The 20667-nt window shown below is 45.4% G+C and carries 15 protein-coding genes; 3 read left to right on the top strand and 12 right to left on the bottom strand.

Translation table 11 applies throughout. The annotated features are described in order from the left end of the window. Positions 1-31: 31 nt before the first annotated feature. Positions 32-1270 carry a beta-ketoacyl-ACP synthase II gene (gene fabF / locus J2T16_RS26180; RefSeq protein WP_336122747.1) on the bottom strand — a complete coding sequence of 413 codons (1239 nt, stop codon included), beginning with the start codon at positions 1268-1270 and terminating at the stop codon, positions 32-34. A 148-nt stretch (positions 1271-1418) separates the two neighbouring features. Between fabF and J2T16_RS26175 the strand changes: the two genes are divergently transcribed. Together J2T16_RS26175 and J2T16_RS26170 are read left to right on the top strand one after the other, a co-directional pair. After that, positions 1419-2267, top strand: coding sequence for a helix-turn-helix transcriptional regulator (locus J2T16_RS26175; protein ID WP_336121074.1), 849 nt, complete (start codon positions 1419-1421; stop codon positions 2265-2267). A 74-nt stretch (positions 2268-2341) separates the two neighbouring features. Then, positions 2342-3016: a response regulator transcription factor gene (locus tag J2T16_RS26170; protein WP_090917395.1), complete on the top strand. Its 675-nt coding sequence runs from the start codon at positions 2342-2344 to the stop codon at positions 3014-3016. A gap of 15 nt (positions 3017-3031) precedes the next feature. On the opposite strand, the gene J2T16_RS26165 is transcribed toward J2T16_RS26170, so the two are convergent. The 6 genes from J2T16_RS26165 to J2T16_RS26140 form a co-directional block, all read right to left on the bottom strand. After that, the gene (locus J2T16_RS26165) at positions 3032-6256 is read right to left on the bottom strand and encodes a response regulator (RefSeq protein WP_499019687.1); all 3225 of its coding nucleotides are present in this window, start codon (positions 6254-6256) and stop codon (positions 3032-3034) included. A 242-nt stretch (positions 6257-6498) separates the two neighbouring features. Then, positions 6499-8487 carry a methyl-accepting chemotaxis protein gene (locus tag J2T16_RS26160; protein ID WP_499019685.1) on the bottom strand — a complete coding sequence of 663 codons (1989 nt, stop codon included), beginning with the start codon at positions 8485-8487 and terminating at the stop codon, positions 6499-6501. Positions 8488-8686: 199 nt separating this feature from the next. Further along, a complete protein-coding gene (locus J2T16_RS26155; protein WP_499019683.1) occupies positions 8687-9523 on the bottom strand; it encodes a MetQ/NlpA family ABC transporter substrate-binding protein in 837 nt (278 codons plus the stop codon). Between the two features lie 51 nt (positions 9524-9574). Next, entirely contained in the window at positions 9575-10246 is a 672-nt protein-coding gene (locus J2T16_RS26150) for a methionine ABC transporter permease (protein WP_499019680.1), read from the bottom strand. Continuing rightward, positions 10243-11070 carry a methionine ABC transporter ATP-binding protein gene (locus tag J2T16_RS26145; RefSeq protein WP_499019678.1) on the bottom strand — a complete coding sequence of 276 codons (828 nt, stop codon included), beginning with the start codon at positions 11068-11070 and terminating at the stop codon, positions 10243-10245. The genes J2T16_RS26150 and J2T16_RS26145 overlap by 4 nt, the downstream gene beginning before the upstream one ends. Before the next feature lie 153 nt (positions 11071-11223). Continuing rightward, complete coding sequence (locus J2T16_RS26140; protein WP_499019675.1) at positions 11224-13647, bottom strand: outer membrane protein assembly factor BamB family protein; 2424 nt, start codon at positions 13645-13647, stop codon at positions 11224-11226. Between the two features lie 241 nt (positions 13648-13888). Here J2T16_RS26140 and J2T16_RS26135 point away from each other — a divergent pair, with 241 nt between their 5' ends. After that, a complete protein-coding gene (locus tag J2T16_RS26135; protein ID WP_499019673.1) occupies positions 13889-14851 on the top strand; it encodes a copper amine oxidase N-terminal domain-containing protein in 963 nt (320 codons plus the stop codon). 169 nt (positions 14852-15020) lie between these two features. On the opposite strand, the gene J2T16_RS26130 is transcribed toward J2T16_RS26135, so the two are convergent. The 5 genes from J2T16_RS26130 to J2T16_RS26110 form a co-directional block, all read right to left on the bottom strand. After that, the gene (locus tag J2T16_RS26130; protein ID WP_261769403.1) at positions 15021-15722 is read right to left on the bottom strand and encodes an ankyrin repeat domain-containing protein; all 702 of its coding nucleotides are present in this window, start codon (positions 15720-15722) and stop codon (positions 15021-15023) included. A gap of 9 nt (positions 15723-15731) precedes the next feature. Continuing rightward, a complete protein-coding gene (locus J2T16_RS26125; protein ID WP_499019670.1) occupies positions 15732-17243 on the bottom strand; it encodes an S-layer homology domain-containing protein in 1512 nt (503 codons plus the stop codon). Between the two features lie 120 nt (positions 17244-17363). Then, complete coding sequence (locus J2T16_RS26120; RefSeq protein WP_090917376.1) at positions 17364-18056, bottom strand: response regulator transcription factor; 693 nt, start codon at positions 18054-18056, stop codon at positions 17364-17366. Then, complete coding sequence (locus tag J2T16_RS26115; RefSeq protein ID WP_221789336.1) at positions 18049-19530, bottom strand: sensor histidine kinase; 1482 nt, start codon at positions 19528-19530, stop codon at positions 18049-18051. Before J2T16_RS26115 ends, J2T16_RS26120 begins: the two co-directional genes overlap by 8 nt. A 319-nt stretch (positions 19531-19849) precedes the next feature. Beyond that, positions 19850-20518, bottom strand: a complete 669-nt coding sequence (locus J2T16_RS26110) for a pectate lyase (RefSeq protein WP_154891123.1) — start codon at positions 20516-20518, stop codon at positions 19850-19852. Positions 20519-20667 lie beyond the last annotated feature (149 nt).

The raw sequence follows: 20667 nt of genomic DNA, 5'->3' as shown, positions 1-20667 counted from the left end.
TTATTCCTATCAATTATTCAATCCATTTTGCTCATGCTGAATACTTCTGAAGAATAATAACGGCATTATGTCCGCCGAAGCCGAAAGAATTGGACATCCCTGTCTGCAGGACTGCTTCTCTCGCGACATTCGGGACATAATCCAGATCACATTCAGGATCTCTCTGCTCCTGGTTAATGGTTGGCGGTATGATGCCTTGCCGCAGCGTTTGAACGAGAGATATTGCTTCTGCTCCCCCTGCAGCACCAAGCATATGCCCTGTCATGGACTTGTTCGCTGTTACGGGGATATGATAGGCCAATTCACCAAAAAGCTGTTTAATCGCTCTCGTTTCAGACAGATCACCCGCCTCTGTGCTGGTCGCATGAGCATTGATCACATCGATATCTCGAGGCTCCAGCTTTGCATCCCGCAACGCTGCCCGCATGGCAAGATAAGCTCCTCTGCCTTCAGGATGAGTGGCGACCATGTGGTACGCGTCGGAAGTAGCCCCATATCCGATAACTTCAGCGAGAATATTTGCTCCCCTTGCCAGTGCATGAGACAGAGCTTCCACGACCAGAATCCCTGCCCCCTCGGCCATAACAAACCCGTCTCTGCCTGCATCAAATGGTCGGCTTGCCGCTGTACAAGCTTCATTTCTGGTAGATAACGCTGTCGCATTGCCGAAACTCGCAAGCGATATTTCTGTGACTGCCGCTTCTGTACCTCCTGCAAAAATAACATCTGCTCCTCCGTGGCGAATCAGCCGGTAGGCTTCACCAATGGCTGTATTTCCAATTGAACAGGCCGTTACCGGGGAGAGCGTTGGCCCCCAGCAGCCAAACCTCATACTGACTGTGGCTGCCGCCATATTGGATATCATCATCGGGACAAGCGTTGGACTGACCCGCGATGCTCCTCGTCCTGACAAGACACTGCCCTGATCCATCAAGGTCTGAATCCCGCCTATACCTGAGCCAATATACACACCTGTCCGCTCCCGGTCCAGCGATTCCAGCACTAGACCTGAATCCGATAACGCCTGGTCTGCTGCTGCAACAGCAAATTGTACAAACCGATCCATGCGCCTGGCTTCTTTGCGTCCAAATCTGGCTTCACCATCAAAATCATGAATCAATCCGCCCATTCTTGTTTTATACAATGCGCTGTCCAGATGTTCAATCGGAGAAATTCCCGATCTGCCTTCCTTCAAAGCGCCCCAGAATGTATCTACATCATTGCCGAGTGGAGAGATCACACCCATTCCTGTAATCACAACACGTTCCATACTCATCCCGCTTAGTCCTCCTTATAACGTTCTTCATTCGGTTTCCTGATGCTTATGCATTCATAGTGCCATTTCTATATATCCTATTACAAGTTGTCATTTATCATAGTATAATGACTACCATGATAAACAGATTGAAGGTGATCCATTGAGTGATGTTATTCGACTACAGGCGTTATCCACTTTTCTGAAAACACAGCGTTCGAAACTCTCTCCAGAATCCGTTGGCTTGCCTGCCGGAGGCCGGCGAAGAACACCTGGTTTAAGAAGGGAAGAAGTCGCCCAATTGGCTAACGTCAGCACGACCTGGTATACCTGGCTGGAACAAGGACGAAGCATTCAGGTTTCACATGCTGTACTTGACAGCATTTCTTCTGCTCTCAGACTCACTGCAGATGAACGTAAATACTTGTTTTCTCTAGCTACGGAGCATTATTCGGATCTGCCCGTGCCGGAACCAGACACGCTTCAGCTTCACCCGTCATTGCAGAAAATCTTGCAGGAATTGCGCTATTGTCCTACCATTATCTCTGATCGGCGCTGTTTCATCGTCGGCTGGAATGAAGCTGCCGCACAAGTTTTTATGAACTTTGAACAGATCCCCTTAGAGCAGCGGAATATGATTAGTCTGGTATTTGATCGAAAAGAGTTGCGCAGGCTTGCAGTGAACTGGGAGGACTTCGTCAGCGGATTTTTATCTATTTTTCGTGGCTATTATGGTCGTTATGTCGACGATGAATGGTATAATTTATTTTTGAATGATATGATGAATCGCCACCCTGATTTTCAAGCATTGTGGAAACAAAGCAGCGTAAGCAGTGCTCCTGACGTATGGATTGAATTCAGACATTCGAAAGCAGGAAAAATGTTGTTTGATCTGACCTCACTACAAATTCAAGGTAATTCTGATTTGCGATGCAGCATTTATACACCCGCACCAGAAACGGCAACAGAGCGTAAACTCATGCAACTGCTTGATCGAAGTAATGAATCCTGAATTGCTTACTTGCCAGGGAGAGCGACATCCATTACCTAACATACCTATATAACGTGGATTTAGAAAGGAACACCATGACTAAAGTGCTTATTATAGAGGACGACAACATGCTGGGCGACACTTTATCCCTGTATTTACAAGGTGAAGGCTACGAAGTAGATCGTGTGGACACCATCGGGTGTGCACTTTTGCAGCTTGAAACCAGACCAGATATCATTTTAATAGACCTGATGTTACCTGATTCAGGTGGGAAAAATCCATGCGCAATCATGCGTGAACATACCTCCCTTCCGATGATTGTCATTTCTTCGTTAACCGAGGTGTCTGAACGTATTCGCTCCTTAACCGACGGCGCAGATGATTTTGTCTGTAAACCGTTCAGCATGCAGGAACTGAAGGCTCGCATCGAGGCCGTTTTACGCCGCTATGCTTTATTGGAAAACTCTGTAGTGACCGAAACCGAAAATGGGTTAAGCCTCGATGTCGCACGCAGAACCATTTTGCTAAACAATCGCAGAGTCGAAACCACATTTTCCGAATTTGAGATCATGAAGCTGTTTGTGCTTAATCCTGGCAAAGTGTTCAGTCGGTACGCTTTAATCGAGGCCATTCGCGGAATAGATGCGTATATTAATGATCGAACCATTGATGTACATATTACGAAACTTCGCAAAAAAATTGAAGATAACCCGAAAAACCCCCAATATATTCAAACCATATGGGGGGTCGGGTATAAATTCACACCTTAGCATGACCTCTGCTAGTCATATTTTCCATGGTAGTGACTCTGAAATATGATCAATTTCTTGCTGCACTTGTTCCAGGATGGAGGTCAATTCCCCTTCGAAGGATGGAACCGACAGAAGTGATTCCAGATGCAGAACGGCCTGCAGCAGTTTCGCAGCATGCAGGTGGGCTGCAACACCTTTGAGAGAATGTGTACTCCGTACAACTTCATTCATTTGCTTTTTCTCAAGATAATTCTGAATTTTTTGCTCAAATCCGCTATATTCTAGAGCAAACTTATTCAACGCGTACTGCAAAATGTGCGGTTTGTTATCCATCTGTTTCAGGGCTTTATCCGTATCAATCCCCCTGATGTCATGCAAGCCCTTCAGATCAATCCAGGCCGTCAATACATCTTGGAGCTGTTGTTCATCAATCGGTTTCGTCAGAACGGCATTCATACCCGCCTCTATATATTCCTTATGATCTTTCTTCATGCTATTTGCCGTAAGTGCAATAACGGGTAAGTGATCGTACTGCCTCATCTGACGAATGTGTTTAACAGCTTCTAATCCATCCATTCGCGGCATGAACAAATCCATCAAAATCAGCTTCCACGGCTGAACATGCAGCTCGCTCAGTACCTCTTCTCCATCCTTCACCACTTTCACTTCAAAGCCCAACTGCTGAAGCAGCGCCCGAATGGCGATCTGATTAATCTCATGATCCTCTGCCACTAAAATGGCTCCTTGATTTATTCGTTCTGAGGACTCATCCTGATTTGTAATTTGGTTCAAATTCTGCACTTCTCCATCCTGCAATGTCAACAAAGTCTCAAACAGCCCGACACGGGTAATCGGCTTAAACAAGACTGCCTTCGGATTAATAAAAGTCTGCTTAGCTACAAGAGCATCCTCACTAATACCGCGCGTATACCCAAACACCTGAATCCGTGTACCCCGGAGCCTATTCATTAAATACTCCCAGTCCGGTTCATCATGTACATGTTTCATATCCATATCGAGCATGATCAGGAGTGAAAACGATTCATCCCTTTCGTAATCATAGTTATCATTGACAAGCACTTCATGAAAAGAAGAATAGATTTTAGGTCTAAGACCAAATGAGCGCAACATCTGTTCCAGATTTTCTGCAACTCTTCTGTCACTTTCCACAATCATCACATCATTCACTGCATATAACAATGGATAGGTTGGCAGGAAAGAACGATCCTCTACTTCTGTCAGTTCATACACTAGCTCAAATGTAAACATGCTATATTCACCAAGTACACTTTCTACTTGCAGACTGCCGCCTAATGAAGTGATCAGGAGATAACAAATGACCAAGCCCAAGCCAGAGCCTCCATACTTTCGATAGGTCGATGGTTCGGCCTGACTGAAAGGTACAAATAAACGTTCCATCTGTTCAGGGGAGATACCAATCCCGGTATCCTCTACCTCGAATCGAACTTCAACATGTTGATCCTCAAGTGTGAGCACTTCTGCGTGAAATATGACATACCCTTCGTCCGTAAATTTAATGGCGTTATTAAGCAGATTAATAAGAACCTGTTCCAAACGGAACGGATCACCAATGACCGTTAAAGGCAGCTCGGGATCGGTATGAAAAATGATCTCAATATCCTTGTTACCGATAGCTGTACTGATCTGATCCGCCACTCGTTTAAATACATCCTCCAGAGAAAAGGGAACATTCTCCACATTAAACATTCCTGCTTCAATTCTCGAAAAATCTAGAATATCATTGACCAACGCAAGTAACGATTGTGAGGATACGGTGATCTTGCCTAGATAGTCCTGTTGCTGAGGCGTAAGAGGTGTTCGTTGCAACAAGGAACTGAAGCTGGTAATACTGTTCAGCGGCGTCCGCAACTCATGGCTCATCAAGGCCAAAAACTCACTCTTCGCCTGACTGGCTTTATCCGCTTTCACCCGTCGATACTGGTCGGTCATATCTTGAAAGACAGCCTTAATTTGCTCACTTGAACCGGATGACTTGATCGGATAAAGATGAACGCGAACATGCAATTCATCACTTTCACCGATCCGGAAGGTCAACTCCGCCTCATGATTGGTTTTAGACGAGACAACTTCTCGTAAAACGGTAGCCCAGCAATCTGATTTCTCCATCACAAGCAAGTCTGCAAGCGCACGACCAATGACCTGTTGCCGATCCGCCTGAAGGACATCCAGAAATTTATGGTTAACGGAAACGATGTTGCCTCTATTGTCCAATCCTGCAACCCAATTAGAGGACACTCGCTCCAGCAAACGATAGCGCTCCTCACTTTCCTGAATCCTTCGCCTGACAGCACGATGTTCTGTAATATCAAGTCCATACCCGATAACATACTTCACTACCTTGCCTTCCAGAAAAGGCCCGAGCTTAACCAGAGCATAGTATCCTTTATGCTCAATCTCGAAAAAAAAGTGTTCGCCTCTCCAGGCGCGGTTGAATTGTGTTTTCAAAAATTGAATTTTCTCCTGAGGTAGTGCATTAATAGTCCCGAGCTGGAAGCTTTGCTCCAGACTTCGCATATCCATACCTAGATGAGACAACATTTCCCCTTCGAGCAAAAGAAATTCAAACTTCCCGTTCAGCTTGCGCAGTTTAAATGTAAACCCTGGCTGTCTGCGTAGCATCTCCAGCATTTCCTGCTCTTTTTGTACCACCAACTGTCTATATTGATGATTCTGATTCAGGAAATAGATGAACAATACAACCAGCAGCATACATACAATTTGAGACAGTAAAGTAATCCCGTGACTATAGGGTGTCGCCGGATATGTCAAAACCATCGTGAACTGGTAAACCGAAATGAACAGGAGCGATCCGGAGAACCACCGGAGATTAAATTGGTGTATATACTTAAAATTCAGGGATGCGAATAGAACAAATAAAAGTTCGTACAATGCATAATCAAAATTTTCAATAGACGGCCAAAAACCAGCATTAATTCTAAACATCCACAATCCCGCAAAGGTAATAAACGCTGTTCCGCCTCCCCCATAATAGGCAGCAAGAAGATATACGATGGATCTAAAGTTTAACATCGAGCCGTCATCCAATATAATGGAGAAGTAGTATAACGCAGTACCTAACATGCTCATCGCTATCCCAATGATCAAGCGAGAGGTAAATGATGGCTTATTCCGATTACTCGATTGATTCAGATAGTGATGAATAAGGAAGACGAAAATTAAAATTAATGTAAAATTTAAAACGAGATCGCGTAGCAAAGTTCACCATCCAAGTTACGACTTTAGCGTTGTTTAACATACGAAAAAACAGGCCAGATTGGCCGATTGTATCTCCGCATTAATCAAATCATATTACGCGTCTCCCCCTTATTCAATTGCGGATATTGGCTTATTTCTCCCCAATTCCTCCTCCTTTCTTCTAACATTTACCCTTCGATACACATTCCAGAAACTCCCACGAAATTGCCAGACTAAATGTAAAAAAGGAGCCTCTCGGCTCCCTAGTACTTGAACTGCTGTATCAGACTTTGCAGATGTTCTGCCATACTTGACAAACTTCTTGCAGAAGCTGATATCTCCTCCATCGAAGCCAGCTGTTCTTCCGATGAGGCTGCGACCTCTTCCGAAGTTGAGGCATTCGCTGAAGCAATACCTGCCAGTTCGCTAGACACAGCCCCAACCTCCTGTACTCCAGCCGTAATCTGCTGTGAAGTGGCTGCGATCTCTTCAATCTGAGGTGTAGTCTCGCGCATACTCTCCAGAATACGTTGGAACTTCTGAATAGCTTCCGTGGAAACCTCCATGCCTTGTTCAACCTCTAATGCCACTTTCTTCATCATATCAACCGATTCCAATGTATCCTTCTGGACCGCAGATGTCAGGGCAGTAATATCTTGAGCAGACTGCTGGGATTGCTCTGCGAGCTTGCGAACTTCTCCAGCTACTACGGCGAACCCACTCCCGTGTGCACCTGCACGTGCAGCCTCAATCGACGCATTCAGAGCTAGTAGATTCGTTTGTTTTGCCATATTTCCCATCAGCTCTGTGATGGCGGAGATTTGCTCAGAACGTTGATCCAATGTCTGAATGATACGACTCATCTGTAAGACGGTCTCTTGAATTGATCTCATCTGATCTACCGTCTGCTTAACCGTGTTGCCACCTTCTTCTGCTTGTAACGTGGTCTGTTTGGCTAATTCGGACACATGAACCGATCTCTCCGCAATATTGGTTACACCAGACGTAATTTCGCGCATGGCCTCGTGATTATGCTCAATACCATGCATTTGTTTCTCGGCTCCCAGCGTAATTTCCTGAATAGCTCTGGCCACCTGTTCACTCGCAGCACTGGTCACTTCTGCGCTCTGCGTCATCTCTTCTGATGAGGTAACTACCTGACTTGCGCTATGCTCTACATTCTGGATCAGCAAGCGCAGATTCGTCTGCATTTTGCCAAAAGCGTCGCTAAGTTCACCAAGCTCATCCGAACTTTTACTTACAATAGTCTGTGTCAGATCTCCCTCACTCACTTGTATCGCTTGATTTTTCAATTCTCTGATCGGTTTAATAATAGATCGCATGACAAGCCAGATAATTACAGCCCCAACGCCAAGGCAAGATAACAGCACAATGATCATACGATGCAGAATCGGAGCTGTCGCCTCATGCACCTCGGAGGTAAACATCGTACCTGCGATTTTCCAATTGGTTGAACCATTCGTTAAATAATACATAACCTTAGGCTCATCATTATAGACATAATCAAATGTTCCTGATTCGTTATCAAATACCTCTGTCCAAAATGACTCTTTCGCGTCTGATCCAGCTGGGCTGTTCGGGTGATAGATATACTTTTTGCTACGATCCAGCAAGACCATATATCCCTGCTCCCCTACCTTGATCTTGCTTATACTATTGCTAATGTCGTTCAGATCCAGATCAAGGCTGACTACACCAGAGCGGTCGTCCAATGCCTTTGCAATTGAAACCGTAACTGAATTCGTTGATGTGGAGGTGTACGGGTCTGTGACGATAACCTGACCAGGTTGACTCATCGCTTCTGTATACCAAGGTCTGGTTCGCGGATCATAATCTTGCGGGGTAGCTGTATCCGAAGAACTTAAATATTTTCCATTTTCATTTCCTATACTGACCAAAACCACATCCGGGTTCTGCCCGATGAAACCCTTTATTTCCTCCAGCATGTTTGCTTCTGAATTTTTCATGGTGTCTGCAGTAAAAACTTTCGCATAATATTCAACCTGCTTGCGTTTTACATTGACTATTAAATCAATCGTACTATTAGCTAAATTCACGTTTTCCTCTGCACTATGTAGAATTTGTTTCGTTACTTCCTCTTTGGCATTGTTATAAGACAATACACCTATAGTGATGGAAGGGGCCGCCAAAAAGATAATGAAGGACATGATCAGTTTGACCTTAAAATCGGTTACAATCTTTCCTAACCAACCTGTTTTTTTGTTTTCCAACGACAATTCACTCTACCTCTTCCATATTAAATTGATATTTTCACTAACATACAAAAAATATATTAACTAAATTAAACGAATTTAACTCCGGTTCTATTAAGTTTCTAAATAGTTGTTAACAGAAGTAAGATCACAAACAAAAAGACCCAAGCATATTTGCTCGGATCTCAATGTTCGAATCTCTATACTCACCTATACCTTAGAATGCTGGAATGGCAATATCTGCGTAATTTTTTTCGAAAAAGGCTTTCACTTCAGGGCCAGCCATACGTTTAGCCAGCTTCTGGATGGCTTCGGAGTCTTTGTTATCCTCACGGGCTACCAACGTGATCGCAAAATGGGAATCGTCCTTCTCGGTCAGCAAAGCATCCTTTTTGGGCGTCAGACCGAGCGGGCTCGCATAGGCAGGAGTCATAGCTACCAGATCTGCATCATCCATCATACGGGCAAGCATCAGCAAATCTACTTCTTTGAACTTGAAGTTCTTTTTATTCTCTGTGATGTCCGCTTGTGTTGCATTAAAACCTACACCCTCTTTGAGTTTAATCAGGCCGTTTTGTTCCAGCATGACGAGGGAGCGCCCGATGTTTGAAGGATCATTGGCAATCGCAATCTTTGCTCCTTCTGGCAGTTCATCGATGGACTTGTAGGTTTTGGAGTATCCACCATAGATCGCGTTGTAGATGGGCTGAGCAGGAACCAGAGTTGCACTATTCGCCTCATTGTACTGTTTCATGTACGGCACGTGTTGGAAGAAGTTCGCATCCACTTCCTTGTTTGCTAGAGCCGTATTCGGCTGTACGTTATCTGACAGCACCACAACCTCCAAGTTTACGCCATCTTCTTTAAGAAGCGGTTTAACGATATCCAGTACATCCGTCATTGGCGGAATCAATGTCGCTACTTTTAGTGTAACTTCCTGTCCGGCTTGTGATTCTGGCTTCGCCCCCTCAGTAGCAGGCGTTTCTTCTTTTTTACCGCAGGCGGATACAACGAGCATAACCGCGAGTAGCATGAGCATCAATTTTACTTTCATTGAATATTTACCCCTTCTCTGTACATTCTGTAGTCATTTTTAGCGGGTTCCTCAGGATCTGCGATCCAACCAGCGAGACAGTCGGCTACCCGTGAATTGAATCATCTGTACCAGCACAATCATGATAATAATTGTAAATATCATAATTTCCGTTTCGAAGCGTTGGTAACCGTAACGAATAGCAAAATCACCAACGCCTCCACCACCCACAATCCCCATTACCGTAGAATAGGAAACAAAACTGATCGTTGCTGTGGTAAGTCCCAGCACAAGACCAGACCTCGCCTCCACGTACAGGAATTTAAGGACAAGTTGCACGGTTGAGGCTCCCATAGAAGAGGCTGCTTCGATGACACCTTTAGGCACATCGAGTAGCGCCTGTTCGACAAGGCGTGCATAATAAGCAATAGCAATGACCGATAAAGGCACCGTTGCAGCTAACGTACCGATGGATGTGCCTACAACCAACCGAGTGAACGGGATCATGAAGACGACCAGCAGCAGGAATGGAAAGGAACGAATGATATTCACAAGACTGCCCAGAACAGTGAACAAGGCTCGATTCTGGTATCGTTGCCCTTTACGAAACAGGTACAATAGCGTACCGAGAGGCAAACCGACCAGCACTGCTGCCGCGATGGATATCCCCACCATCACAAATGTTTCTCCAATGGCCTGCCAGATTTCATGCTGATATTTAAGCACCGACTCAGGTAACATCATCGCCCGTCCCCCTGTTCCGCCAGACGGTCGAGAGTAGTTCCCGTTACCTTTTCCGTTTCTGTTCCACCCAAAGTGTCGTCTGCAAGCAGTGAAGTAAGGATATCCGGCTGTGGAACCGGGATACTGCGAACTTCTGATTCAGATAGGGTACGCACAATCTGACCCTCTTTCATCACCGTAATACGGTGACACAATCGACGAGCGACCTCCATCTCATGGGTAACAACGACAATCGTCACCCCCATCGTTTCGTTCACATGACGAAGCACATCCAATATTCCCCCTGTTGTCTGCGGATCAAGTGAAGACGTTGGTTCATCGCAGAGCAATACAGCTGGATGACTGGCAAGCGCTCTGGCAATAGCAACGCGCTGCTTCTGTCCGCCGCTCAGCTGAGCCGGATACTGGTTCGCTTTGTCCTCCAGTCCTACGAATCGAAGTACTTCCAACCCTCGCTCTCGCCGCTGTGAACGTGATTTGCCGGCCAGTTCCAAGGGCATGCTCACATTGCTCAGCACCGTGCGATTGCTGACCAGATTGAAATGCTGGAAGATCATACCGATAGACCGACGTGCCTGACGCAAGTCTCGCTCGTTCATTCTGGTTAGTTGCTGACCATTGACGGTAACTTCTCCAGCATCAGGCTGTTCCAAACCGTTGAGCATCCGTAGCAAGGTCGACTTTCCTGCCCCGCTGGAACCAATAATGCCATGAATCTCACCTTTACCTATTTCAAGCGAGACGGATCGCAAGACCTCAAATCCCTGATCCGCACGGGAACCGCGCTCGTTGAACCGTTTGCTCACACCATATACTGAAATCATGGAGATTCCTCCCGTGAATGATCATGTATGTTCCCTCAAGTATCTCTCAAGAATCTTTCAAGAACACATGAAGAAAGCCCGCACAGCCGATAACCGGAGCGCGAGCAATCCTGTTCATTTATAATAAAACAACATGGCGACCCAGACAAGCTTTTAAAAAGAGATATCTCCTTCCAGCTGATCAACTGGAAAGACACGGAAACGTCCGTTAGCTGATCCGACATACACTTTATCGTCGATTCGGTTGATCATGCCATTCTTTGCATCCCGATCCCGATGCTCCGGAGTCCCCATGACTACATCATGCACACGCCCTAGCAGAATTCCATCCTTTTTATCCATCACAAGCAAGTTTTCATTTCGCGGAAGCAACAAACGATCTCCAATGATGAGGTAACTGCCCTGATTGGTCGAATATTGGTTTGTTCCAACAGATTCTTGTGCATCCCACCGTGTCTCCCCGGTATGGTAATCCACGGCGGCAGGATATCCATTTCTAATGACATACAGCTGATCCGCCTCTAGAAGTCCACGTTCAATCTTCGCATCAACCGTCCAGCGAATCTTGCCTGTATCTGGGTCAAATAAGGAGGTTGTATAATCTCCGTAATCACCGTACATATTTCCTTTTTTATTCTGACGAATCAGCACCATATCATCATTCAGTACTTCTATCTGCTGACCTATACGTGCAGGAATTAGAGATTTTTTCTTACCAGAATTCAAATCAAGCAGCACCCACTGATCATCCAGCAACATCCAACGCCCAAGGGGTGCTGAGCCAAACGGATCATAACGATGGATGCCGTCAAAATAGGAATCATTCTCGATATGATCTATCGCGGATGGTCCCGCCTTCACCTGCCAAACCGTTCGTCCCGTTAGAGGATCTGCGGCAACAAGCTGATTTTTCTCCTGATATAGAACATAAGGTTCGTCGGCATTCCGATTAAGCAATTGATATCCTGTCGTTAATTTCTTAGTCCATACCCGTTTACCGGTTGAACTATTAAGCACATGAATCCATCCATTGCTGGAGCCTTCAGCCGCAGGGATATCTACAATAACTACATTTCGGGCAGCTTTGATGCCGTTCAACCATACCATATCGTCAGCTGTATTCTTCTTGTTTGTGCTGTTATTCCGCTTATCTTGTACCTCAGGTTTATATTCCCATAGAAGCTTTCCCTCTTTCAGATTGATATGGCGCAAACGATCCAGATATTGCTTGCGATCGGTGTCATAACTTGTATATAGTGTAACGGCATCCCGCTTGGTATTTAAAACCGCTTGAGCAGGACCATATCCGTTATGCACTCTCCAGAGCAATTTCCCTGTATGTCGATCCAGCGCGTAGAAGGAATCATCATAATGCATGCCGCTAAACCCGCCATCATCTCCCTTCATGAGGAGCACATCATCTGTACCCGCTTGTAAAAAGGTATAGTTCAGATCTCCCTGATTCACCCATTCCGGTTTCCAGGGCAGCGTTGGCGGGAGCGACTTTCCCACAGCAACTTGAGTGAAATAAGTAAACGTGCCCATACGCTCATCACTTCGGAGATCTGCCTCATTATCCTGACTCGCTGGCATACTCCAATGAATCTCGGTCAGCTTGCCGTTATTATTAAAGGTTAACAATAAATGTGCATCATGCCGCTCATATCTCCAGGTCTGTCTAACTCGCATCGGATCACCTGGTTCATTCAGATTTCTGGACTGCTCCTTCCAATCCGGCTCCCCTAACCACTTGGCAACCTGCTTGGTGGTCGTCGTTTGATCCAGTTTGGTATCTACCAGATGGCGGAGCATAGAGATAGATAACGATGGCTCACTTACAAACCATCCATCGGAGACAGGAGGATGACCTGTAATATCCTTTTTCTTGATCCAGAGCATCACATGGTGATAACCTGTCCATTCCTTGCTCCAAATACGGGGAGCAATGGACACGCCGACCCACTCCTTCCACTCAGCCACGATGAGCGCCTTCTTCAATAGCGCCTGATCGGAAGGCCAAGTTATCGTACTGTCAGGAGTGAGGTACAATTTGCTATCCGTTTGAACAGTGAATGTATGAGGATCAGTTTGCGTTATGTTGTTACTCTGCTTAAGCGCATACCAGGCAGGAAGCCAGTAGCTATCTTGCTGCTGGTTCTTGACTTGCATCCACTCCCCCTGAACCCCAGTCAAAATATACTTTTCCTTCGGTATAGTGAGATATGTAATCTTCATCTGATCTACTGCAACGCGATTATCCTTCCGCCCACTGAAAAGAGGCAAGCCCTCTCTGAGCGTTACTCGTTCTCCCTTTTTGTAGGGGATCTTGGCGGAAATTTGCTGCGCTGAAAGCAAGGTTGATGAACCAGGCAACTGTAAATCGTTAAAAATTGTATCGGAGACTTGAATTGGAGCTTTCGTGTCAGTTGTCTGTGTTGTTGAAACCTGAGCCTGTCTGCCCGACACATCCGTTTGGGGATCTGGCATCATACATCCTGTTAGCAGTAGCACAGTTATTCCCGTTAAGGTAAAGCAGCGAGTATAACCCCATATGTTCTGATTAGGCTCCTTTTTCACACACATTCATCTCCCAATAGAAGTTATTTCCATATAAGACGCTCCCCATATCAAAAAGTTACCTGTTTTCCGAATGAATCTTGGAAAAAATCATATCCTTTCTTCCCTCAAACACAGCTTTATTTTATGCCTCAATTTACAGTTTAATATACAGGAATTAGGTTAATATCTTATGGATGTTCCATTAATATGCAACTTTTGGAACAATCCATCCGTCTAATGATCTGAAAGGAGATTGATTATGAAAAACACAGCACCATTACACCGCGCAATTTGGAAGCAGAAAAAATGGAAGATGCTGCTGGCCGCCTCCATTCTGACCGCAGGAGTAGCTCCTGCAATGTTCATGCCTACTGTAGCTGAAGCAGCCACTACAATGAAACCTATGGCATATATTAACAATATGCCTGCACAATACGATGTAGTCATCCGCCAAGGGGTCACATACATTGCCTTGACTGAACTGCAGTTTCTCGGAGATTACACCTTCGGTTATGATAATAAGAGCAAACAAATCAGTATTAAAACAGGCAGTGACCAATACGTGCTGACACCCAATAGTAAAACGATAAAAAAGAATGGACAGAATGCCACCCTTTCATCGGTTCCCATTCTCGTAAAAGGAAAAGCCATGCTTCCACTTCGTGCCATTGGTGAAACGTTTGGAGCACAAGTACGCTGGAATCAGGCTGCCAAGGAAGCTTATATTTACACCACGAATACTTCCATAGTGAAGGATTACAACGGTTCCGATTTGACGGCAGCCCGTGAAGCAGCATTGCAACTGCCGCGGCTTTCAAATTTCGGCCAACCGCGCCTACAGGTGAATAATCCGCTCGGTCCAGTAGATTCCTCTACAGCTTATATTTTTGAACAAGGCCAAAAGGACCGCTTCTTCGTGATTGAAGATAATGATCTGGTCAGCTATTATACAATTACAAACGGCAATGCCATGCTGAAATGGCAGGCTAATCTGGGGAAACAAGCCGGAACGATTGGTGATTTGTTCTTTATTAAAACCAAGCCTGTTGCCGAAGCAGGAACCCGTCCTTCTGTCGGTGATAAAACACTCGTATCCTTCAAATACTCCCGCATGCTAGAGGAAACCGCCTATGACATGATGAACAAGAAAGGCTCACTTGAAAGCGGCTCTGCTAAGCCAACCAAAGGCAAAGTTATCGTCGAAGTGCCAGGGGAGAAGTAGTTCGTTTGGAAATAAAGATAGGTTGAATAAAGAGATGCTTGCACTAAACATATCGCAATAACAACAAAAAAACGGGATGAGATAGCAAAAGCTACTCTCATCCCGTTTTCGTTGTTGTTCAGTTACTACCTCGGCAGATGCCCGTTTACTCTACAGTAATAATGTGTCACTATTTTGCACCTGCTTGCAACAAAATAGCTTCGATTTCCTTAAAGCCTTTTGCTCTGGCATGACGGAGGGGAGACACACCATCGCCATCAGCCAGATTAACATCAGCCCCATGATGAATGAGCAATTCAATGGTCTCCTGTTGCCGTTCATTGCCATCGTTTAGAATGATCGCCTCCAGCAATGCTGTCCATCCTAATTTATTCACATGGTTCACATCTACCGTGGTATTGGTTAGCAGCTCTCGAACCACGTCGACGTATCCATGCTCTGAAGCGGGGATGAGCGCCGTTCCTCCGTAGCGGTTTGTGATAGCAGGGTCTGCTCCTGCCTGAATAGTCAGCTTCAAAATATCCAAATATCCTTCAGCACCCGCATATAAAAAAGGACTATTCAACATGTCATCCTGCTGGTTAACATCCGCACCTGCTTCAATCAGCTTTTGCACAGATGCGGTATCGTGATTGTACGTTGCAATCATCAGGGCCGTTCTTCCGCTCTGATCTTGAGCCTTAACATCGGCTCCCTCCTGAATGAGCTTTTCGATACTCCCGGTATCTTTTGCTTCAGCTGCACTGAATAACTGTTGATTTAGTGAGGCCATACGGCTTCCCTCCTTTGAGTTATCTTCTTCGTTAAGCATACAGCCTTGAACGAACAGCACACTGCTGATCAGAATAATCAGCATCAGGGATTTGTTCATGGGTCCTCCTTACTGCTGTACCACCGTTACTGATGATGCAACACTCCAATCGCCAACTGGGTTCAGCGTATAGATTGTGCCGGAGATCAGCTTTTCTCCATTCGCAAGTTCAAATACACCTGTTGCATCTTTCCGGCTTGAATATTTATACGTCGCTGTCAGGACATGCCCATCTGGTGCTGTCAGGCTAACACTCCGTCCAGAGAATAGTTCATCTCCCGGATCTTGGGCAAGTTTCACTTCAATGGCACTATCACTTGCAACTCTGGCACTCTCAATGACTAATGATTCGAATGATTTCGCCGCAAACGAAGCATGTTCGATATTGGCCCACTCGGAAGTCACGATATAAGTTACTCCTGGTTTTAGAATCTGGCCTTCTGGCAATCGGAATTTGGGTTCTTGTCTGCCATCAGTGGATTGCGTAAACGGAACATATTTGGCAATGATCGGCTCGCCATTTTCCGGCGTAATAATCACTTGTCTTGACTGCATGGACGAAATAATTTGATATGTTTTGCCGTCTGCCTGCTCCTGATCGTTCAGAATGAAAGCATTAGCCCCGCGACCAGCGCTGTATGCCGAAATAATATAACCGTAATCCACCACACCTTTTTCCTTCAAAGCTTCAATCTCAAACGTATCATTCGTGACCTGACGCACTTGAGTCATATTTACTTTAACGTCACTGCCTTTGAATGAACCAGCATCTTGTCCTTTATATGTAAGGCTGTATGCTTCTCCAGCTTGTTGAACGGATGTCGGCACGATGTATGTAGCAACAGAGCCTGTTTTCAAACGTGGCATATTGGTTAAGGTTAGTCCCCCGCTGAATACAAAGTCTGTTCGGGATTTGGCAAACACTTCATCTTCTGCCGTAAGTGGCTTGTCGAAGGTGATCACAAGAGTCATGTTATTCAACGGTTTAATACTTTCAATGCGAGCTTGATCCGAAGGGATAGCTTGATAAGCCTTTTGCAGCAACACTGCCGTTTCGCCCCGTGTCACAGAGCCCGTTTCTTCATAGAAAGCACTCATCCAATGGTGTACGGACTTCACATCCCGTTTTAATGCTTTAGATACGACCTCTTCCAGCTCCGCATCCGTTACCAGACTTTGAGGATGGAACTCTCCATCGACGGACTGCATGATCCCTGTCTCCACCGCCTTAAGAGCATAAGGCGCATACCAAGCGTTCACCTGGATATCCGTTAACGTTACTGCACTGTCTCCTGTCTTGCTCTGCAAATCAAATGTTCTATATATCAATGAAGCTAACTCTGCGCGTGTGATCGCCCGAAGTTCACCCATCGATTGATCGCTATATCCGTTCATGATACCCAGACGGTTCAGTTCCTTGATGGCCGCCTGCACCTGTTGATTCGTAAGCTGTGTCGCTGTAGCGGACATAGAAGTTGTGAATCCAGCTGCCTGAGCTTGAGGTGTTGTGAATGGAAGTGTCGCTGTTCCCAATGCGGTTATCGTTAATAGTGCTACTAGTTTACGAGCTGTAAGATTCATGAAATGTTCTTCCCCTCTGTAGGTAGTTGTTGCATCTATCTATAGCGTAGGGGATAAAAAGAAACTCCAAAGAACAAATATATTAACAAAATATAAACTGCAACGAATCTTTCTCTAAACTTATATGGTGAAACGATACCCCGCACCCCAGACCGTTTCGATGTATTCGGGATGTTTCGGATCACTCTCCAGTTTCCCGCGCAGCTTGCGAACATGCACTGTTACCGTTGCAATATCGCCATTCGATTCCATGCCCCAGATCCGTTCGAACAGATCGGATTTGCTGAATACGCGGTTCGGATGACTCGCCAAAAATACAAGCAGATCAAATTCTTTGGTGGTGATGCCCACCTCTTCTCCGTTCAAAAATACACGGCGTGATCCCTTGTCGATGTGAAGTCCGCGAATGTGGATCTCATCCTGTTCAGCAGGTTTGCTCTTGCCGAGCAATCTCTCGTACCGGGTCAGGTGAGCCTTGGCTCTTGCGACCAGTTCGCTTGGGCTGAACGGCTTCGTAATAAAATCGTCGACACCGAGATTAAACGTGCGGATTTTATCGATCTCCTCTTTTTTTGCGGAAACGACAAGGATGGGCACTTCCTTCTCCTCACGAATGAGCCTGCATAATTCGAAACCATCCATCCCGGGAAGCATCAAATCTACGATGACAAGTCGGTAATTCTCGTCCAAAGCACGGCGCAATCCTTCATCCCCGTTATGACACAGCTCTACCGTAAATCCATGGAGTTCGAAATAGTCCCGTTCCAGTTCGGCAATGGTCGTTTCATCCTCAATGATCAGAATATCAGTCATGGCTTTCTCCCCTTTCTTCCATGAGGCGTTTCAATTGAATATGGATACTGGTGCCTTCACCCAGCTTGCTTTCTGCCCAGATTAAACCACCATGTCCAGCTACAATCTGGTGGGCAATGGCCAGTCCAAGACCGCTTCCGCCCGTAGACGAGTTGCGTGAATGCTCGGCTCGGTAGAAACGCTCAAATATATGCGGCAGATCTTCCTCGGATATGCCTTTCCCATTATCCTGGAATATGATGGTATTCCACTCTTGATTCGTTTCAAGAGTAATACGGAGTCGTTTGTCATCATCATTCATATATTTCAGTGCATTATCAACAATGTTGACAACCGTGCGTTTCAGTTTATCCAGATCCACAGCAGACAGAACGGAGCCCGAAGTTCGGTTATGCCACTCGAGTCCTACTCCTTTGTCCTCCAGATCATATCGCAGTTCTTCAATGCTATCCTCCATAAAATCAACCAGATCCACTGGGCTGAACACAAACGGTTCCTGATTCAAGTCCAGTTTGGAGTACAAGAACAATTCATCCACCAGTTTATCCATGCTAACCGCTTTGGAATGAATAATGTTGACGTAAGTGTCCATCTTCTCCGGTGTGTTCGCTACCCCATCCCGAATGCCCTCGATATACCCTTTAATATTAGTAATCGGCGTGCGAAGATCATGCGAAATGTTGGAGATCAACTCTCTGCGGTTAATCTCATCTTGCTGTCGCAACTCATTGGATCGTTGCAACTGATTCCGCATACTTTCAAATGCCTCACTAAGCTGTCCCACTTCGTCATTGGAGGAAGGTTCAAGCTTGAAAGACAAATTACCGTTTTTGATCTGTTCGGCCGAACTTCGTAACTGATGCAACGGTTGAATGAAACTACGTGTAATCCAGCGGAACAGAAGAAGGTTAGCGATGATCAGGACACCAATCAACAGGAGAGACATCACAGGCAACAGCTTGCGTGTCAGTTCTGCAAACGGACTTCTCTCCCGGATGACAAAGATACTGCCTCGTTCTCCATCTGAATACTGAAAATCAAACTTGGCATACGCGTAGAAGCGCTCACCGATGTTAAACGTACTTCGAATCTGGTTGTTGTTCAGATCATAGGCGGGCAGTGCCTGTCCCAATCCGGGTTGATGGAATGTCCGCGATTCAAAGATCGGACTGTCCTCACGCCTCACGTAGAGCCCGGATTTCTCGGCTCGAAGTTTCATATCGTATTCCCGAAGCAATACCTTGTCCTGCAGCTCGTCCGGATCACTTTTCGCTGTAAACTTCATCTCTTGAAAGATCGTCTCTCCCTGTTCCGTCAGTGGATTGATCTGATAATGGACTTTGTATATATCTCGGAAACTTTGCAAATCCCCTGTTGCCGCAATCGTATAGAGACTTGCTGTAAGCAATATAAACAGGAGACTGATAACAAGCATGCCTGTAAACGAAAGCAACATTTTGATGCGAATTGACATAAATATCCCCTCTTAACCATGCGATTGGTACAGTTAGTGCACATGTTATCACAAGAAGCTTCATATTGCCCATATGCAAATCAATTTGGCTAAATGTTGTCGTATGGCTATGAGCATAAAAAACAGGGTGAAGCAGCATTTGCTCTGCTCCACCCTGTATGGTGCATATGGCTTAGTTATATAAGCAACATGCTTATTCAAACGATTAATGGATAGATTATTCAATGGTTAGATTAGTGATCCTTACTGCACTGTTCGACAGATAAATTTGGTACACTGATCCAGTCTACCTGGTTTTGATAACTAAGCTCCGCACAATTTAATACTGCGTATTACCGGACTGGCTCGTTTTACCCGAAGCAAATCCTTTGAAAAGTGTTGGCACTTTGGAATAACGTGTATTCGTAATTCGCCCTTGTGTACTGTTGCTATCTGTACGCATAATGGAATCTTTGACATTGGATATGTTGGAATTATCAAGCGTCATATTAACTGCATAGGATGTTCCTCCATTTTGCCGAACCAGCTTACCGATATCATCTGCTCTGAAATTTTTGATATTAATCGTACCCGAAGCATTCATCTGGAACACTTTATCATAAGCCTTGTATGCCGCACCGCCTGTAATGTTCACCGTTCCTGACGATTTCAATGTCAACGCGTCCTCGCCCACATCCTGCCATACTACATTCGAAATATTACAGTTACCATAACAATGTACACCGTCTGCCGCTGGCGCACCAATGATGACATTTTTCAGTGTAGCACCTGCTTCCAGCCGGAAGACCGGCTTCTGATTCTCTGCTTGAGAACCGTCACCCAAGGTGGATGGATTAGCCACAAAGGTTTTCCCCTGTCCATCATACGTCGTGCCCTTAGGTACAACAATCGTTGAATTTACAACCGTTGGCGCAGCAGCTGCGGGCATAACACCAAATATGGAAGCGACCAGACCGGCGGACAACAACAGCGTTAACATTTTTTTCATCAAGAACATCCTCCCTTAATATAAGTGAATTTGTCTCCAAGCACGCTAGCTTGTCTGACAGAACCGCAGAAGTAGATCACTGCTCGGAACCTGTCCTAATCCTACAAAAAAAGGGAGATTACAGGAATAATCTTAAGATCACATTTACA

Origin of the sequence: Paenibacillus intestini (assembly GCF_030803945.1) — a bacterium.
GTDB lineage: Bacteria > Bacillota > Bacilli > Paenibacillales > Paenibacillaceae > Paenibacillus > Paenibacillus polysaccharolyticus.
The sequence above is the reverse complement of the archived record's forward strand: the minus strand, read 5'-3'. Positions and strand labels throughout refer to the sequence as shown.

Excerpts from the sequence above, each read along its gene's own strand:
- fabF (WP_336122747.1), bottom strand. The coding sequence starts at position 1,270 with ATGGAACGTGTTGTGATTACAGGAATGGGTGTGATCTCTCCACTCGGC.
- J2T16_RS26170 (WP_090917395.1), top strand. The coding sequence starts at position 2,342 with ATGACTAAAGTGCTTATTATAGAGGACGACAACATGCTGGGCGACACT.
- J2T16_RS26155 (WP_499019683.1), bottom strand. The coding sequence starts at position 9,523 with ATGAAAGTAAAATTGATGCTCATGCTACTCGCGGTTATGCTCGTTGTA.
- J2T16_RS26150 (WP_499019680.1), bottom strand. The coding sequence starts at position 10,246 with ATGATGTTACCTGAGTCGGTGCTTAAATATCAGCATGAAATCTGGCAG.
- J2T16_RS26145 (WP_499019678.1), bottom strand. The coding sequence starts at position 11,070 with ATGATTTCAGTATATGGTGTGAGCAAACGGTTCAACGAGCGCGGTTCC.
- J2T16_RS26135 (WP_499019673.1), top strand. The coding sequence starts at position 13,889 with ATGAAAAACACAGCACCATTACACCGCGCAATTTGGAAGCAGAAAAAA.
- J2T16_RS26130 (WP_261769403.1), bottom strand. The coding sequence starts at position 15,722 with ATGAACAAATCCCTGATGCTGATTATTCTGATCAGCAGTGTGCTGTTC.
- J2T16_RS26125 (WP_499019670.1), bottom strand. The coding sequence starts at position 17,243 with ATGAATCTTACAGCTCGTAAACTAGTAGCACTATTAACGATAACCGCA.
- J2T16_RS26120 (WP_090917376.1), bottom strand. The coding sequence starts at position 18,056 with ATGACTGATATTCTGATCATTGAGGATGAAACGACCATTGCCGAACTG.
- J2T16_RS26115 (WP_221789336.1), bottom strand. The coding sequence starts at position 19,530 with ATGTCAATTCGCATCAAAATGTTGCTTTCGTTTACAGGCATGCTTGTT.
- J2T16_RS26110 (WP_154891123.1), bottom strand. The coding sequence starts at position 20,518 with ATGAAAAAAATGTTAACGCTGTTGTTGTCCGCCGGTCTGGTCGCTTCC.